Annotated in this window: 20 protein-coding genes and 1 pseudogene; 8 read left to right on the forward strand and 13 right to left on the reverse strand. The window is 45.0% G+C overall.

The features are described from left to right. The 3 genes and pseudogenes from CHA6605_RS05050 (at position 1) to CHA6605_RS33665 (ending at position 2,285) form a co-directional block, all read left to right on the forward strand. Positions 1-1,254 (forward strand): DNA-processing protein DprA, encoded by a 1,254-nt coding sequence (locus tag CHA6605_RS05050; RefSeq protein WP_015158457.1) that lies wholly within the window; start codon positions 1-3, stop codon positions 1,252-1,254. A 54-nt stretch (positions 1,255-1,308) separates the two neighbouring features. Then, a pseudogene (locus CHA6605_RS36450) lies at positions 1,309-1,503 on the forward strand (DUF2442 domain-containing protein). A gap of 434 nt (positions 1,504-1,937) precedes the next feature. Continuing rightward, the gene (locus CHA6605_RS33665; RefSeq protein WP_157259818.1) at positions 1,938-2,285 is read left to right on the forward strand and encodes a hypothetical protein; all 348 of its coding nucleotides are present in this window, start codon (positions 1,938-1,940) and stop codon (positions 2,283-2,285) included. Between the two features lie 34 nt (positions 2,286-2,319). Here the strand turns inward: CHA6605_RS33665 and CHA6605_RS05060 are convergent, their stop codons facing one another. Both CHA6605_RS05060 and CHA6605_RS05065 read right to left on the reverse strand, forming a co-directional pair. Further along, a complete protein-coding gene (locus CHA6605_RS05060) occupies positions 2,320-2,613 on the reverse strand; it encodes a helix-turn-helix domain-containing protein (protein ID WP_015158459.1) in 294 nt (97 codons plus the stop codon). Continuing rightward, positions 2,606-2,968 carry a type II toxin-antitoxin system RelE/ParE family toxin gene (locus CHA6605_RS05065; protein ID WP_015158460.1) on the reverse strand — a complete coding sequence of 121 codons (363 nt, stop codon included), beginning with the start codon at positions 2,966-2,968 and terminating at the stop codon, positions 2,606-2,608. The genes CHA6605_RS05060 and CHA6605_RS05065 overlap by 8 nt, the downstream gene beginning before the upstream one ends. A 115-nt stretch (positions 2,969-3,083) precedes the next feature. Between CHA6605_RS05065 and CHA6605_RS05070 the strand changes: the two genes are divergently transcribed. After that, the gene (locus CHA6605_RS05070; RefSeq protein WP_015158461.1) at positions 3,084-3,959 is read left to right on the forward strand and encodes a hypothetical protein; all 876 of its coding nucleotides are present in this window, start codon (positions 3,084-3,086) and stop codon (positions 3,957-3,959) included. Between the two features lie 173 nt (positions 3,960-4,132). On the opposite strand, the gene CHA6605_RS05075 is transcribed toward CHA6605_RS05070, so the two are convergent. Next, positions 4,133-4,513: a type II toxin-antitoxin system HicB family antitoxin gene (locus CHA6605_RS05075; protein WP_015158462.1), complete on the reverse strand. Its 381-nt coding sequence runs from the start codon at positions 4,511-4,513 to the stop codon at positions 4,133-4,135. A gap of 44 nt (positions 4,514-4,557) precedes the next feature. Continuing rightward, positions 4,558-5,877 (reverse strand): BREX system ATP-binding protein BrxD, encoded by a 1,320-nt coding sequence (gene brxD / locus CHA6605_RS05080; protein ID WP_015158463.1) that lies wholly within the window; start codon positions 5,875-5,877, stop codon positions 4,558-4,560. A 131-nt stretch (positions 5,878-6,008) separates the two neighbouring features. Here brxD and CHA6605_RS05085 point away from each other — a divergent pair, with 131 nt between their 5' ends. Beyond that, positions 6,009-6,578: an SMI1/KNR4 family protein gene (locus tag CHA6605_RS05085; RefSeq protein ID WP_015158464.1), complete on the forward strand. Its 570-nt coding sequence runs from the start codon at positions 6,009-6,011 to the stop codon at positions 6,576-6,578. A gap of 341 nt (positions 6,579-6,919) precedes the next feature. Here CHA6605_RS05085 and CHA6605_RS05090 read toward each other — a convergent pair whose 3' ends face one another. From CHA6605_RS05090 to CHA6605_RS05100, 4 genes are all read right to left on the reverse strand, one after another. Continuing rightward, complete coding sequence (locus CHA6605_RS05090; RefSeq protein WP_015158465.1) at positions 6,920-7,375, reverse strand: cupin domain-containing protein; 456 nt, start codon at positions 7,373-7,375, stop codon at positions 6,920-6,922. Between the two features lie 507 nt (positions 7,376-7,882). Beyond that, the gene (locus tag CHA6605_RS05095) at positions 7,883-10,540 is read right to left on the reverse strand and encodes an MBL fold metallo-hydrolase (RefSeq protein WP_015158466.1); all 2,658 of its coding nucleotides are present in this window, start codon (positions 10,538-10,540) and stop codon (positions 7,883-7,885) included. A 55-nt stretch (positions 10,541-10,595) separates the two neighbouring features. After that, entirely contained in the window at positions 10,596-10,685 is a 90-nt protein-coding gene (locus tag CHA6605_RS37065; RefSeq protein WP_157260162.1) for a DUF4351 domain-containing protein, read from the reverse strand. A 26-nt stretch (positions 10,686-10,711) separates the two neighbouring features. Then, positions 10,712-11,446 carry a class I SAM-dependent methyltransferase gene (locus CHA6605_RS05100; protein WP_015158467.1) on the reverse strand — a complete coding sequence of 245 codons (735 nt, stop codon included), beginning with the start codon at positions 11,444-11,446 and terminating at the stop codon, positions 10,712-10,714. Positions 11,447-11,453: 7 nt separating this feature from the next. Between CHA6605_RS05100 and CHA6605_RS33675 the strand changes: the two genes are divergently transcribed. After that, positions 11,454-11,597 (forward strand): hypothetical protein, encoded by a 144-nt coding sequence (locus CHA6605_RS33675; RefSeq protein ID WP_157259821.1) that lies wholly within the window; start codon positions 11,454-11,456, stop codon positions 11,595-11,597. Here CHA6605_RS33675 and CHA6605_RS05105 read toward each other — a convergent pair. Both CHA6605_RS05105 and CHA6605_RS05110 read right to left on the reverse strand, forming a co-directional pair. Beyond that, the gene (locus CHA6605_RS05105) at positions 11,570-11,926 is read right to left on the reverse strand and encodes a hypothetical protein (RefSeq protein WP_015158468.1); all 357 of its coding nucleotides are present in this window, start codon (positions 11,924-11,926) and stop codon (positions 11,570-11,572) included. The two genes, CHA6605_RS33675 and CHA6605_RS05105, sit on opposite strands and share 28 nt — an antisense overlap. A 169-nt stretch (positions 11,927-12,095) precedes the next feature. Further along, positions 12,096-13,160 carry an RNA ligase (ATP) gene (locus tag CHA6605_RS05110; RefSeq protein WP_015158469.1) on the reverse strand — a complete coding sequence of 355 codons (1,065 nt, stop codon included), beginning with the start codon at positions 13,158-13,160 and terminating at the stop codon, positions 12,096-12,098. Positions 13,161-13,397: 237 nt separating this feature from the next. Between CHA6605_RS05110 and CHA6605_RS05115 the strand changes: the two genes are divergently transcribed. Continuing rightward, entirely contained in the window at positions 13,398-13,796 is a 399-nt protein-coding gene (locus tag CHA6605_RS05115) for a nuclear transport factor 2 family protein (protein WP_198288434.1), read from the forward strand. Positions 13,797-14,171: 375 nt separating this feature from the next. On the opposite strand, the gene CHA6605_RS05120 is transcribed toward CHA6605_RS05115, so the two are convergent. Continuing rightward, positions 14,172-14,426 carry a SemiSWEET transporter gene (locus tag CHA6605_RS05120; protein WP_015158471.1) on the reverse strand — a complete coding sequence of 85 codons (255 nt, stop codon included), beginning with the start codon at positions 14,424-14,426 and terminating at the stop codon, positions 14,172-14,174. 54 nt (positions 14,427-14,480) lie between these two features. Further along, positions 14,481-14,810, reverse strand: coding sequence for a divalent metal cation transporter (locus CHA6605_RS05125; RefSeq protein WP_041547600.1), 330 nt, complete (start codon positions 14,808-14,810; stop codon positions 14,481-14,483). Between the two features lie 63 nt (positions 14,811-14,873). On the opposite strand from CHA6605_RS05125, the gene CHA6605_RS05130 reads away from it, so the two are divergent. After that, a complete protein-coding gene (locus tag CHA6605_RS05130) occupies positions 14,874-15,419 on the forward strand; it encodes a GNAT family N-acetyltransferase (RefSeq protein WP_015158472.1) in 546 nt (181 codons plus the stop codon). A gap of 14 nt (positions 15,420-15,433) precedes the next feature. Here the strand turns inward: CHA6605_RS05130 and CHA6605_RS05135 are convergent, their stop codons facing one another. After that, a complete protein-coding gene (locus CHA6605_RS05135; protein WP_015158473.1) occupies positions 15,434-16,306 on the reverse strand; it encodes an MBL fold metallo-hydrolase in 873 nt (290 codons plus the stop codon). Between the last annotated feature and the right edge of the window lie 126 nt (positions 16,307-16,432).

A 16,432-nucleotide genomic window follows, 5' to 3' on the forward strand; every position in this document is an offset into this window, starting at 1 on the left:
ATGTCTAGCCACCATCTTACTCCAGATACTCAGGCTATCTTGCTACTTTGTGCTAGTTTGGGTAATAGTCGCGATACTTACCCCCAACCTTTAAATTTAGGAGAGTATCATTCATTAGCAAAATGGTTAGTTACTCAGAAACTACGCCCCGCAGATCTGCTAGAATCGAGCGGACAAAATTTACTCCAAACCTGCGATCTATTCAATCTCGATCGGTTAGAATCTCTTTTAGCAAGAGGAATGATGTTAGCTCTGGCGGTGGAGAAATGGACTAGTAAAGGTTTATGGATTGTTGGTAGAGGAGATCCAGATTATCCAGACAGATTAAGACAAAAATTAGGATCTCACGCGCCCGCATTTCTGTATGGAGTTGGAGATATCAGATTACTGTCTCAAGGTGGATTGGCGATCGTCGGCTCCCGCAATATAGACGAGGAAGGAATTGAATATACCAGCGGAGTTGCCGACAACTGTGCCAGACAGGGTATTCAAATCGTATCGGGTGGTGCTAGAGGTGTCGATACCACTGCCATGCTAGCTGCAATCGCTGCTGGTGGAAATGCCGTAGGAATATTAGCCGATAGTTTAGCAAAAGCTGCTGTCTCAGGTAAATATCGCTCGGCAATTCAAGAACAAAGGCTCACTTTAGTCTCTGCTGTAGATCCGCAAGCAGGATTTAATGTCGGGAATGCAATGGGTAGAAATAAATATATTTATGCTCTATCTAATTACGGCTTGGTTGTTAACGCTGATTATAATAAGGGCGGTACTTGGGCTGGTGCTGTTGAACTCTTAAAATCAGAAAAGAGTATTCCCTTATTTGTCAAAACAGATGGGAAAATCTCGCCAGGAAATAAGCAGTTAATTCAACTAGGAGCAAATGAGTTCCCTCCAGCACCTTGGCATCATAATTTAGAGCAAAGACTGCAAGCAACAATCGACGCAAAAACTGTAAAAACAGAAGCAATTCAATGTTCTTTGTCTTTTGATGGTATCGATTCTCCAAAAAATTCAGCCGATGTCGAACCAATCGATAGCAAGGTTGCGAAAACCACATCGCCAACTAATATATATGAAGCAGTGTTGCCGTTGATATTATCATCCTTGCAGCAACCAGCAGACGTAAAATCACTGGCAGCGCAACTTGATGTTAATCACACTCAATTACAGAATTGGTTAAAAAAAGCAGTTGATGATGGTCGGGTCACAAAAACAACCAAACCTGTTAAATATGTTTCAAAAGTTCGATCTTGAGGATGAGAGAGTTAAAATATAGTTTTTACAGAAGATACGATTGGTGTTGACGTAATGGATGGTAGAACAATATTTGTTCCGTTAGTCTGGTATCCTCGACTATTAAACGCGACTTCAGAGCAACGTTTAGGCTGAGAAATTTGCTGTGGTTATAGGATTCATTGGGAATCGCTCAATGAGGATCTCAGTACTGAAGGAATGCTCAAAGGCGCACCCTCTCCAACTACTTCGCGTAATTTAGATCGGTAGATCGATCGGGAAATCGGGAAAAAGCAGATGTCATAGTTATAATCGGGAAAATGAAGCCTCAAAGTGGTTGAAACCACTCCTCAGAATGCAAAGTCCACCTACGTGGACTAGGTTTAATTTAGTCCGCGTAGGCGGACTTTGCAACACAAGTCACGATTTCAATCGTTGGCATTTCGAAAAATTGATATCAGAGAGCTAAATAGACGAGGTGAGAAATGGTTACTCAGCAGGAAAAAGTTGGAATTTTTAGATTTTATGAATCTTGGCTAAAGCGGGTATGTAATGAAGGACATGACTCTGAGGATCTTTCTTTTTCAAGTAAATCATGTCTTGGTTACTTAGCACCAGGAGGCATAGAAGGAAAAGCATTAAAGCTCGGTGATGATAGTAGGTTTTCACCAATTAATGGCGTTCCACAAATTTACTTAAAAAAGTTGATTTCGGACTCCGCACCTCAGTCAGTAGTTGATTCCTTCGATCGACACATCTGGTATGCCCGATATAATATAAGTACGGTCAGTGTATTTAAGCTTAATGTCAATGGACTAGATACCTTTGCCGTTTGTATCGAAGGTTATGTTGATGATGCGTGGGATAATAGTTGTCTACTATTAGAAATCTATGATGTTCTGGGAGAATTGATTATGTCAATGGGGGGGACTTCCTTACCGTGGGAAGATCGACTCCTCGACCACAAAGATTCTGGCTATCCTTTAACCCCTCCTTACAATCAACCTAATGGACGACATGGTTGGTCTGAAGAAGACATAGCACTAGTATAAATCATCATCGATCGAGTTATCTTCATCCTCAACCTTATCGATCGATTAGCGGTGTTACCAAGACTCGAACATCCATACCTGCTTGTGAAAGCATTTGGACGAGCTTATCGATCGCAAATCGTTCGATATCGCCATTCATCAGATTACTAATCCGTGGCTGTGTCTCTCCAAAAAATATCGCGGCTTCTGCTTGTGTCCAGTTTTTAGATTGAATAAATTTCCGCAGGTCTAACATTAGATCTGCCCGTATTTTGAGATTTGTAGCTTCCTCCTTCTCAAAGCCTAAATCTTCAAAAACATTACTATTGCCTTTAACGATATTAGTCATTATACTTATCCTCTTGAGTTTGAGATTCTCGATCGAGTATCATTTGCTGATAACGTTGCTGACCTATTTGAATATCTTTTTTTGCAGTTTTTTGAGTCTTCTTCTGAAATGCGTGAAGAACATAAACTGCCTCCTCAAACCTGGCTACGTAAAATATACGGTAGGCATCTTCTGTGCGAATTCGGATTTCTTGAACACCTTTACCTACCTCAGACATCGGCTTAAAATCTACGGGCATCTCACCGCGCTGCACAGCACGTAGTTGGAAACCAGCCTTCCGCCGTGCGTCTTCAGGAAAAGAGCAGAGATCGTCTCTAGAGGTACCAACCCAATTAATTGGCTTATCATCTTCCATATACCGATTATACCTGATTTGGCATCAACTCGGTTATTTGTCTACTCCTCTCGATCGCGGTTAAAATCGATTAAATTCAGTATCAGCTCCTAACTTAATTGGAGATTAAGATCGAATGTCATCACCAACTCAGTTACCCATTGATGCGGCTCCCGTAGGATATCGTCCTCAATCGATCGATACAAACATCAATGCCGATCTGGTACGTTTTCATCTGTATCGCCAGAGAACAGCCGTAGAAAGGCTAATATTAGGTGCTAAATACAAACAGAGTGCCAGACAATTATCGATCGAATGTCTGCGTCAAAGTTTTCCCGAACTGTCAGAGGGAGCCTTCTCAAAAAAGATTGCTCAGGCTTGGTTGCAAGAGAAATGTCCGATCGATTATATCCCCAAGCTAAACCCAATGAGTTGGAGTCAAGATCCTACTGCGATCGCATCCTTACTAGCCCAAATCTTAAATACTGCTAATATTCCCTACTATATTACTGGTGGAGTAGCAGCGATCGCTCATGGTGAGCCGAGAGCCACGATCGATCTGGATGTTGTTATCTCCATCGATTTAGCCGATTTACCAGCCTTAGCAGCCAATTTTGAAGCTAATGGGTTCTATGTTGCTGGTTTGGTAGATGTGATGGCAGGGAGTTTGCAGTGTCTGAATATTACCCATTTGGAAACAATTGAAAATGTCGATTTGATGATTTCGGGTAGGGAGGAGTACGATCTGATTAAATTCGATCGCTGTCGATCGTATACTTTACTTGGAAGTGGTGAAGTCTCGATCGCATCACCAGAGGATGTAATTATTAGTAAGTTAATCTGGCGGCGAGAAACTCAGTCAGATAAGCAATGGCGGGATATTTTAGGAATTCTCAAGGTGCAGCAGGAAAAGTTAGATTTTGTTTATCTGCAAGGTTGGGTGGAAAAATTTGAGATAGATGAGGATTGGCAACGGGTAAAGATTGAGGCTGGATTAAGTCATTTGGGTTAGGTTGGTATTAAACTCTCATTGCTACTAAGTCAAGTATCGTAATAATAATATTAGGCTTATCGTTCTTCAATATTAAGTCTGCGGTTGAATTACTCTTTGTAGCCTAACTTCGTTAATATCGATCGAGTATATTATCTTACTCAGCTTCAATATACTCGCAAATAGTAGTCGCTCTAACTGATACTTCTGCTAAGTACCGAGCTAATGTATTGATTCAGACTTACCGCTTCTAATTCAGCTTTTTGTGCCAAGTCTCGATGTAGAGATTTTGGCATTCTAAGTAAAAATTTGCCACTATATTCAATAGCATTATTTGGTAAAGGTATCGCATCGCCCATTTCGTAAGCTGTCTCGATCCACAGTTCTCTAGCTTCTTGAATATTCGCCATCGTCTCTTCCAATGTTTCACCTTGGGTAAAACAACCAGGGAGATCTCTGATCTGAGCGACATATCCGCCTTCTGGATCTGGATCTAAGGTAACGGAGTAAGCGAGAGATAGATAGTATTCGAGCGGTTCTCTACTCATCATCTGCTGTTGTGTCTTGGGTTTCATCGTCTATTGCAGGTACTATTTCATATGTACCGCTGATAGGTTGTCTAAAACGTCACGGCATATTGTTCTGCGTCGCTTGATTCTGGTTCAAAATAGGGCAAACCGTCACGAATTCTGATTTCCTCTGCACTGAGTTCTACTAAATCGTAACCGCCATCTCGCATCGGATCGAAATCTGGTTCGGTGGCAGCTAAATCTAAAATATTTACCAATTGACGTAAGAATTGACGCGGTACTATTCCCACATCGCCACCAAAACCTTGAGTCACTTTATCTACTAGTAAATCGATAAATTCGGGCGTGACTTTGTTAGTTAATTGTTTGCGGTTTTCCGTGGGATATATTTCTCGCAATTTGAGTGCGACATCTTTCAATCGTGCTGCATCGAATGGTGTCAGGACTAGTTGGGGTTGGCGAGGATTGGCAAAGTTACCCGTTTTAATTAGTTTCAACCTGTCGTGTAAGGGCGATAAACCTGCTACTCCCCGATTGGTATCGAAGAATTCCGGCGTCCCGGTAAAGATCCAGAATAAACCTGGATAGCGATCGGCTGCGTCGCAAATTTGCCTAATTCCATTCAAAGATTTGGCGCGAATATCGGTTTTCATCCGTAACATGGTTTCGGCTTCGTCGATGACGATAACTAAGCCTTTATAGCCCGATGCTTTAGTAATGGCTAAAATGCCCTGAAGGTAGTCCATCGCCTCTTTGGAGCCAATATCGCCCTTAATCCCAGCGATCCGCTTGGAGGATGCTGCGACGTTTTCGCTACCCGATAGCCAGGAGAGGAGCGCGCTGGCTTCGGGGAATTTATTCTGCTGTTTGAGGGCGAAGATCGATCGTAATACCCGCGTCATATCTTCAGGAGCTTTACCACCCGTAAGCGAGGCGAGATCTGATTCGATCCGTTGCTGCACTTGGGCATCGAAATCTTCAGCGTCAGGATTTGCACCACCATCGATCGCGGCATCTTCCATCCGCGCGATCCAGCGATCGAGTATAAATCCTAATGCCCCGCGATCGCATCGATCGGTTGCCAATTCCTGAACGACTTTGCGATAGACATCATCGAAGCGGTGGAAGTGCAAATCGTTATCCGACACCACCACAAAGCTGGTAGCAAAGCCATTGGCTTGCGCGTCGAGGAGTGCCAACCGCGCCATGAAGGTTTTTCCGCAACCATAACCGCCGCGCAGGAATTTGAACACGCCTTCGTTATTGGCGGCTAAGTCTAATTGTCGCTGCATCTCGCCTCTAGCTCGATCGATCCCGACGGCAAATGCTTCTAGTCCCCGCTCTGGCACTACACCCGATCGCAGTCGTTCAAATATATGTTCGATATCTCGTTGGCTCAAGTTAGTCATCGGGGTTATGAATCATAAATTTGGAGTGTGTGACGATTATATATTATCGATCGACATCAATCGTGCAGACGCTAGCTGTGGGAAAGAAGATAAGATGTATAAATCTTTAAATTTGAGATATATCATTAAACATGTCTGCACTCACAGATGCTCTCAATTATGTACTCGATCGACATACAGCAATCAATCCTGATTTCGCATCAAATCTGTTACCAGGATTGCCACGCGAAAAAATTATAGAAATGATGAAGCCTATTGTCGATCGAGCTCCCGAAGAATTAATAGACCTATACGAGTGGCACAATGGCAGTAGTTTTTATTATTGTTTTCTTCCTTGTTTTGAGTTCAAGCCTCTAGAACATGCCATTGAAATGGGAATCAATGGGTATCATAGAAACAATGATAATTGGTTGCCAATTATGGATTGTAATGGAGATGCACAGCTGATTATGATGTTTGGTGAAAATCCCGATACAATTCCTATTTATTGTAGAGACTTGGAATGTGGCATTTACGAACAGTGCTTTAATTCACTTACTACTATGATTCAAACTATTGCAGCATGTTTTGACGAAAATTTATATTGGTGTGACGAAGCACAAAGACGTATTCAAGGACGAAATTACGATAGATATTGTCAAATACACAAGCAATATAATCCTAACTCCGATCTACTTCACAAGATGTTTTTTGAAGATTAGCTATGTAGCAATACTGTTCGGCTAAGTAAGTATTTGCTCTAGTGTTGGTCCGCGTTCGCGTAGCGTCTCGTAGAGAACGCGGACTTTGCAACATTAGCGGCGGTTTGAACCGTTGTCTAACTGTCTAACCGAACAGTATTGAGATCTATTGGTTGGATTAGGCGATATCTAAGCAAGAAGGTACCTTCGTTAACGAGTTTTGGCTTCGCTCAATTCTCGATCCATCAGTTGATTGAGCGTAGTCGAAATCAACGGCGCGGGTACTTTTATCCATAGAGATCTCCTTAAAGAGTCAAACCCAACTGCCCTAAAAATCGAGCCAATCGATCGCGATCGCAATGCTAGATATCGCTCAGTTCAAAGTCGGCAAAGTCAAATCCAGGCACTACTACACAAGCCACCAGTGCATATCCGGCTTCACCAGCGATCGGTGTAGCTCTTTGCCAATAATGAGGTGGGACGACGGCTTGCCAGCAGTTATCGCTACCGAGGAAGATGGTTTGCGCTTCGCCGTCTAAAGTCTTTGCGATCGTCAATTCCAGCGGATCTCCCGCCTGGTGAAACCATAACTCTGCCGATCGCACTCGATGCCACCGCGAGCAATGACTGGTAGGTAATAGAAATAAAATCGCGGTGCCTGCGGCTCGATCGCCTGTATACTCACTGGGTAAAGCCGATTGGGGCAAACAGAGATCCGATCGCCAGGTTTCACGATAAAAGCCGCCTTCGGGATGAGGCTGCAATTGCAATTTATCGATAAGCTGGACGATCTCGGTAGGGAGTGGAGTGGGAGCCATAAATAGTTAGTAGGTTCTATCAAGCGGTGATTACCTACCCAATTGTCTCCACTCTAACCCAAGAATTTCAAGGTCAATTGCCAGATCTCTCCCAAATAGCCCTACTCCTCGCTGGGATCGATTTTAAGCTAGGCGTTGCTGATTTCAGGTATGATTTCTTACTTTGGCAATCTCTTCTCACCGCTGTCTTGTCTTGTCTTGTCTCGCATAATCCGGGAGGAAACCTCCCGGCTGCGAGCCGCTGACGCACACAACCTGGAGGGAACCTCCAGGTCGTTGGCGGAGCCTTCCCGAAGGGATCTGCGTCGCTGATGCGCTAACCCGTCGGGAAACCCGACGTTGGCGTTGGCGTTCGCGAAGCGTTCTCGAAGAGTAGCCTGCCGTAGGCACAGCCACTCCGTAGGAGTTACGCGCATCGCTCCCCGCTCCCCGCTTTCCTGCCTAGCCTTTCATACATCAATCCAGCAACGCCTTAAGCTAATCATCGATCGAATCCACCCAATTCAATCATTCATCTTCATCCAGATCCAGATCGATGCCCTCAATTAGAGGCTCCGCCATAGCATCCACATCTAAAGGCGGCGATTCAACTGCTGCAACTTGACGCACGAATTCTGGACATTTTGCAGTCGGATCGACATCGCGTTTGTACAGTGGACTATCCTCGCCGCGACAGAGATAGCCGTCAAAAAATTCGCATACCGCACAACAATCTAAACCGCTGGCAATAGCTGATTCCACCGCCATTGACTTATGACTGGCGGGTTTGAGCATCAAGCCGCCTTTCGTCCACTTGGCTGATAATAACCCCGTCGCGGCTAAATGTTGCCACCGGGGATCTTCTAGCACGCTATCGGCGATACGCAGCCACGCACCATCGAATTCGGCTTCGATTTCGATTTCAAATTCTTGTCCGGCATCGACTCTGGCTACCTGAGCTTTGGAAAGGTGATCGGGTGCTTGTCCGAAGGTAATTGTATCGCCAACATCGGGAATATGAATCCAGTATTTATCCCGCAAATCGCCAGCGCGGGAGAGTTCGTGGAGAGCAGATTGGGAGCCGTGGATTAGGATTAAATGTTGGGGATTGACGCGATGGATGACTTGAGTAATTCCCACTCGATCGGCATGGGCGGAGAGGTTGAAGCGTTGAATCTTGGCGCGGACTGTCAGCGCAGTACCATCGAGTTCGATTTCACTCCCTGGTTCTAGGCTTTGGAGGAAGCGTCCTGGGGATTCTTCGTCGGTATAGCCAGAGATAAAAACAGCCGCATTTTCCCGTTCTAAGAGGATTTTAGCGTAGCCGATACTCGCGCCGCCTGTCAACATACCGGAACTGGCAATAATTACCGACGGGTGAGCGATCGCCAGGGGGCGTTCTTTAGGGGAGGCGATCGAGATGATGCGCGGTGAGGATTTCTCGCTAAAGAAGGGAGACTGGGTTTTGGCGAAATTCTGGACGGATGTAGGGAGTAATTCTAATTGTGTCTGGAATAAGTCGGTGACTTCGCGGACTAATCCATCGACGTAGACGGGGACATTGATGCTATGGAATAATGCACTGGTGCGGATGGCGAGGATGATTTCCTGGGCGCGTCCGAGCGCAAAGGCGGGAATCAATACATTACCACCTGCTTGGACGACTTCGACGATCGCTTTAATCAGATCGCTCTCTTGGGTGCGGCGGGATGGGTGGGTATCCGAGCCGTAGGTAGATTCGGTGATTAAAATGTCCGCCTGGGGTAAATCGGCCAGTTTTAAGCCTTCTGCGGTGCGGCTGCTGGTGGTATTGTAGTCGCCTGTATAAAGGATCGATCGATTGCCGTATTTCATATATATACAGGCTGCACCGACGATGTGTCCAGCATGAATGAACCGCACGGTTAATCCTGGCAAGGGCGAGAAGTCCACGCCGACGGGTTGAGTTTGAAGGGTGAACAGGGTTCGATCGAGATCGTTGGCTGTAAATACTTGTCCAAAATCTTCATTCCCCTGTCGTTGTTGCGCCGCCTGTACTTTCAAGCCATCGGTGAGCATCACATGGGCAATTTCTCGCGTCCCATGGGTACAAATCATCGGCACCTCTGGAAAATCGCGATGGAAGATTGGCAATGCACCAATATGATCTAGGTGAGCATGAGTAATTAGGATCAGATTAGGACGATCTAATAACTCAAATGCGGGGAGCGGATCGCTGCCTTTGGGACGAGTCCCAGCATCCATGACGATCTCATACGGTCCAATTTGGACGCGAAAACAAGACGCACCAATCCCCCTCGCTGCGCCTAATGGAGTGACAATCAACCTGTCTGGATCGCGATTGCTCTCTGGGGTGACTGAGGCTTCCCCATCTACAGGAATGCTAGATCGATCTAGGCTAGACTTACTTTGATGCGGATAAACATACACTCTCGCCACATTAGTACGGGCATTTACTTGTACTCTCGCTCTTAGCTCCGAGGGCAATAAACTTTGAGCTTCCCATTCCCATGTTGGCTCTTTGACTCTGGTGAGGGATAGCTCCCAGTCTCTTTCCTTCAGCTCCCGATTTAGGGCTGCTCGCGCGATCTCGGTAATTTCTGGTGTTTTCTGACGATTGCTGGCGCAGACAGCAAGCTGTTCGAGATTTCGAGGCTCATGGACAGTCTTAGGATCTGCACTGGCAAGAGCTTTCGGTTGCGCACCACTTACTTCTTGCCCGTCGAGCTGTGCCGCTTCGACAATATCTAATGTCATCCCCACGCGCTGGGCGACAAGCTGCCATAATTGCCCAGATTGAACTTGGCTGGGAGGATTGAAAAGTGTCGGACGAATCGTTGGTTCGCCAAGACGCTCGATTTTCAGGGAGACGCTATTATGCTTGCGACTGACTTGATTGGTTCTGCCCACACAGACGAATCGATCTCCTTCAGGCGTGCGGGGGGATTGTTCTGCCACGATTTGCAACCGTGTAATATTGCCATCGGTTTGCATAATCGGGATGACACGCCACTGTCTGCTCCCCGCACCAATGCTAACCTCTCCCAGTGGTGCAGCGCGAAACTGACAACCATCAGCGGTAGTTAATACTAGTTTATTCGGATCGCGATCGTCGGGGGCGATCATGCCACTAACGGTCATTTCACAGTATGGTTCGAGTGAAATTTCGATGGTGTTAGTGGACATAAGAGTGTCAGGAGTGGGAAAGTGTTGTGTTGGTGCGAATGTCCAAACTTATGACTTATTGTATACCTCGCAGCGATTTGTCTAACCAATCTGTCAAATCGTCGATCGGATTGAAGTCTAACAACGCATCACCTAAAGATTCGATTCTCCATAAAGAGGCTACGCCAACGACTAGGACTTGCCAAAAAACAACAAATGCTGCTGAGGTAAAATACTCTCATTTTTCAAAAACTTCAGTCCCACAGCTTTCATTTCCCGCTGGATCTGTTTTTGAGTAGTTTTATGACGCGGCTTGATAAATACTAACGGATCTTCACCACGATATTCTGCCAATACAACTCGTCCGCCTGGTTTCAGTGCCGACACAATCCCTGTCATCATTTCTTGAGGATAACCGAACTCATGATAGGCATCGACCATAATTGCCAAATCGATACTTGCTGGCGGTAATTCTGGACTTTTTTCGGTGCCCAATTGTGGTTGAATATTCGCGATCTTATCTTTATTAATCCGCTGTTTCAACAGTTCTACCATTTCTGGTTGTACGTCAACAGCTAATACTTTACCCTCTGGTACCTGTCGCGCGATGAGCTGCGAAATATAACCCGTACCCGCCCCAATATCGGCTACAACGTCTGTAGATTTTAATTTTAATGCTGCGACCATTTTCTGGGGTTGCTCCTCTGTAGCGCGATCTGGACGCTCTAGCCAGCCTGCACCTTGATGTCCCATGACTTGGGCGACTTCTCTACCCATATAGACTTTACCCGTACCGTCAAAGCTGGGCTGTCGATAGCTGTAATATTTAGATTGAATGAGTGCGCTGCTGGGTTGGGTGGCAATTTGCCAACAGATCAGACAAGTAATTAGCAGTTTGAATGGGTTTTTAGTCAGGAGCGATCGCATTAAAATTATGGAGATAGAATCTAAAATCAAACTTTATTATAGAATCGATCTACTAAAAGATGTATTGCTGAAGCTGCTGGCGATCGCCAAGCCAATTCCTGGATCTTTGATAACGATCGTTAGTTACTTACTAGATCGAGCGCAGATCTGACGTTCTTCGCCTTCTTCCCATGCTTCCCAACCTAAGAATTCGGCAATCTGAGTTGCTATATTTTCGTACCATTCACGATGTTCGTAAGCCGAACAAACTAACTCAACAATGTCGATCGTGGGAATATATTCATGATAAGAACTATAACCGCCACGATCGTTACATTTTGCTAGAATAATATCCACCCATGGCGATCCGATCGCATTACCAAATGTCACAGGACTAGTTTGTTGGAGTACGGGAATGCTAGAGAGAAATGTGACTAGTGATGTTGTCTCGATCGAGAGTGAATGTTTATCATCCGATGTAATTGTAATATACCAAGTCATGATAATTGAATATAAATTTAACTCTAGGGCTGGCACTGTCTACCCTACAATAATAGGATCTGACGATCGCTAAATCCCCGACTTCTTAAAGAAGTCGGGGATTTGTTAAATTTAGGGTAGGAGCAATTCATAAATTGCCCCTACCCTAAATTTAATAAAGATTGAAAAGCTAGACATCGGTAGTATCTTGCTCGGCAACTTTACCAAATAAGTATCGATCGCCAATATACTTAAGAATCACCCTGCCAGTCTTCGGATCTTCCCTTTCTACCATCGGTTTGACAACCACTCCTTCCCTACCGTGAGTACCACCAATGAGCGAATCACCATCAGAAAATTCGCGAATAACTTCCAGTGAAAAAGCACCTTCATATACTAATGGTACTTGCTCTACTTGATGTCGATCGCATAGAGATTTAAATACCGGATAATCTACATATTTACCATCCAACATCAGATCGAAAGCACGGAAACTCAGTCTTTTGGTACCATAAGTATAAGCTTGAATGCCTTGTCCGTAAACTTCGCCATATAAGATCGCTTGTTTGTGTCCTCGCTCTTGCAAATCTGCTAACAGATTTTTGACACCAAGTAAGGTGTGGGGAAACCAATAAGTATTTGCTACCATTAGTGTCGGATCTTCTGGTTCTTTGCGGCGCAAAGCTCTAGAACCAGCCATCATTGTCGGCTGTTCTTCATCAGTATGCCACACAAAACCCACGCGACAATTAGTACCGTGAATTTTTTCAGTAGCGACGACTGGTTCGCCGACTGATAATAAATTGGGGTAACTCCGCATGTTTTCCAGGTTAGTATATTTCGGAAAATAGGGATCGTCAACGGCACTATCGCCAGCTTGTGCTTTAACTGGCGGAAAGTATTTAGTCGCACCATAAAACTCTGCCACATCGTCACCCAATTGCATTCCCGCTTCGGGATGAACTACTAATCCAAATGAGGGTTCGCCGCGTAATTTAATTCGGTAAACTACTAAAACTCGATCGCCATTAATATCAGTTTTTTCGGATAGGTATGTTGCCACGTTCAATCTTTCGGCAATTTCTTTTGTCAACACAGTGCCTTGCTCGAAATAAACGACCAAATCGCCAGGTTGATGCACGCCTTTTTTGACACACATTTGCCAACCTTGGACGGTGGCTAATTCTAAGGCATCGGCATTAGTGTGAGGTTTTAGCTCCAGAATTTCGCAGACTTCTACTTTAATCGTGCTCATATTTAATTTTCCAGGTACATTACATCATGGTAGCCTAATTTTCGCTAAGAGCTAGCCAACTAGCTACCGTTACAGCACTGGTGCTGTGAGGAGATTAATTTTTTAACGGCTATTTCCGATCGATTTCTCAGCAAACCATCGAGCTACCTTCTGCCTTTGTTATAATAAATTGCGAACATGATTATAATTTGCCATCTATGCCGATGGTTGTCGCTCGGAATTATCCTCATTAGTTTAATGTCTGCTATGGACCCAAATGCAAGTCAAAATAGTGTGCCATTACCGGATATTCGAGCGACGATCGAGCTGGCTAAAAATGCCTGGATCGCTCGCGATGCCGATGCTCTGGCGCAGTTATTTACAGAAGATGGTACACTCATCGTCCCCGGTCAAAAATGGCAAGGACAGGCCAAAATTCGCTCGCAAATTGCCAAATTTGCACGAGATTATACAGATGTCAGGATTACCATTAATCAAATGATTATCGATGGCGACCGAGCTGCTGTAGAATGGCATTATGAGGATACTGAAAAAGCTACAGGCAAACGCAATCAATCGGATGATGCGATCGTCGTGGAGGTTAAAAACGGTCGGATTAGCTATTGGCGAGAGTATTTCGATACTGGGGGTAAATAACTAAATAATCTCCAGATTGGCGATCTGCTCGATCGAGTGGCTCAAATTCAATTCCCTCCTACTCCTGATTGGCGATCGAAAACCGATTGCGTGCTAAGAGTCAGAGCGTTCGTATTGCGGAGCTTTGGCATACAGTTAATATTAATTCTTTAAACTTCGACTACATATCTCTTCTACCATCTGTCTCGCAGCTTGCGCGCCGCCTAAGCGGCGGTCGCTCGTAGCCGTCGGCAAACAAAGGCGTGCGCGCATCGCTACCCTCTACTCTCTCTTCTGCCATCTGTAGCCCTACTAAAGCGGATTGGTATCAGAATAGCGATCTCGAAGAAATCAGTTACAGAGAAAGCACCACCAGATTTTTTGGCATTATTTTCACTATCCATATTTAAGTTTAAACCGCAGAATTACTAAATTCAGTACCAACGTCACGGCATTTGCGACAATTATGGGCGCACTTTGAACTAATAAGCCATAAATCAGCCAGATCGAAATGCCAGCAATAAATGATAGTAAGGTTGGCAAAGATAGATCTTTGGTAGACTTAGACTGCCACACCTGAAATACTTGAGGCAAAAAAGCTGCGGTTGTCAGCGTTGCTGCTAAATATCCGACTAGATCGATCGCTGCCATGTTAAAGTTGCTCCTGTCAGCAAGTAGATCTAAGTTCATTCTATCTTGCGATCGTCACTTGAAAGTTGGCAACAATAACCATAAATTGAGTACCGCGATCGTGACTGTTATCGTCCAAACTAAACCCTGAATCCAGCGAGAATTGACAAAATCGCCCATCAGTTTGGCATTGCTAGTCAACAAAATTAACGGCACGATCGCCAACGGTAATTGCAGACTCAGCACCACCTGACTCAATACCAATAACTTGCCAACTCCCCCATCGCCCAAGACAGCCAGACCGATTAATGCTGGCGCGATCGCGAGGCACCTAGTCAGCAGTCGGCGCAGCCAACAGGGACAAAACGGCGCAGTAGGAACTTGAGGTAAATACGATTGGCTCATAAGCTTGCTTGTGCTGTTATGGGACTTGTTGTTACTGTTAATATTTGGCAGTAAGATCTGTTCATGCTCGATCGATCCATCCTCGAAACAACCAGATTGATTTTGCGTCCCCTATCGCTGGCAGATGTGCCATCGCTTCAAAGCGTGTCAGGCGTTCGGAAGATTGCGGATACAATGATTTCTATTCCTCATCCTTATCCCGATGGTGAAGCAGAGCGATATATCCAGCGACAAATTTCAGAGCTTGAGGCAGGACACGCTTTTACATTTGCGATCGATCGCCAACCCGATCGAGAATTTAGTGGCATTATTGAGATTCGAGATATCGATCGAGAACACGCTCAAGCAGAATTAAGTTTTTGGTTGGCAACTGAGTTGTGGGGACGAGGATATATGAGCGAAGCTATACAACCGATAATTCGCTTTGGATTTGAAACTTTAGATCTCAACCGTCTCTACGCCTACCACATGGTTAGAAATCCAGGTTCGGGTAAAGTATTAGCAAAAAATGGATTTACACAAGAAGGCGTATTACGGCAGCGAGTTTACAAGTGGGGAGTATTTGAAGATGTAAAAATCTGGGCGATGCTTCGACAAGACTGGCATTGATTAATTAGTTTCTCCTAAACAGTTGCCATCCAATTAACACACAAATCCATCTGCTCGTGCATCGTCGCGACATCTGCATGATAGCGTCTACCATGACCTGGTAACACCCATTCAAAATCATACTCAGCCAATGCTTTCATCGACTTAATTTGTTCCGACCAGGAATACCAACAAGCATCGCGAAATCCACCTAGATGTCCAATTTGACGGCGGAAAGCGAGACGATCGCCGCTGAATAAGAACTTGTTTTTATATAGTAGAACTGTGTGTCCTTTAGTATGTCCGGGGACGGGAATGATTACTAGTTCGGGTGCGAACGTAATCGCAGCTACGCCCTGAAGTTTGTGTTCGACAGCTCGCGTGTCGGCATTAATTTCATCTTGATGCAGAATGCGATCGCAACCAAAATGTTCGTGAAATTTTTGATGGTCGGCAACATCATCGCGATGGGTGAGATAGAGATATTTAATGCCACCCATTGCTTCGATTTGTTTGACCAAAGGCGGTGTAAATCGCGGCGAATCTACCAGAATATTGCCATCTGGATGCTGAATCAAATAACTAGCTGCGCCATAAGAATTCTCGGAATGATAACCGCAATGGTAAACATTCTCAGTCACTAATAGTGGGAGCGATGCTTGGGCTGTTTTTATATCTTCGGGCTTAGTAATAGTCCCGATCGAGGCCGTCGGGCAGGATAATAGTGCTTGCATCGCTTGCAATCTTTCTTGCCGATCGATCGGTTGATGATAAACTGCCGACATCTCGTTTTGTCGATCGAATACCGTCGGAGCCATCCACCGACAAGTATCGCAATCGATACAACTATTATCGACATATAGGTCGCCGTCGATATTTTCAGAACGTCTATTTGCTACATGTGCCATGATATTGTTGCCTGCCAGCAATTAACGATATTGTTGGGTTTGGCTTTGCTCTACCCAACCTCCAAAACTACTCATAAATTAGCTTCGTTTGAGATATTTACCCGCGTCAAGACAGGGGTCCCGTAA

It is taken from the genome of Chamaesiphon minutus PCC 6605 (assembly GCF_000317145.1).
Classification (GTDB): Bacteria; Cyanobacteriota; Cyanobacteriia; order Cyanobacteriales; family Chamaesiphonaceae; genus Chamaesiphon; species Chamaesiphon minutus.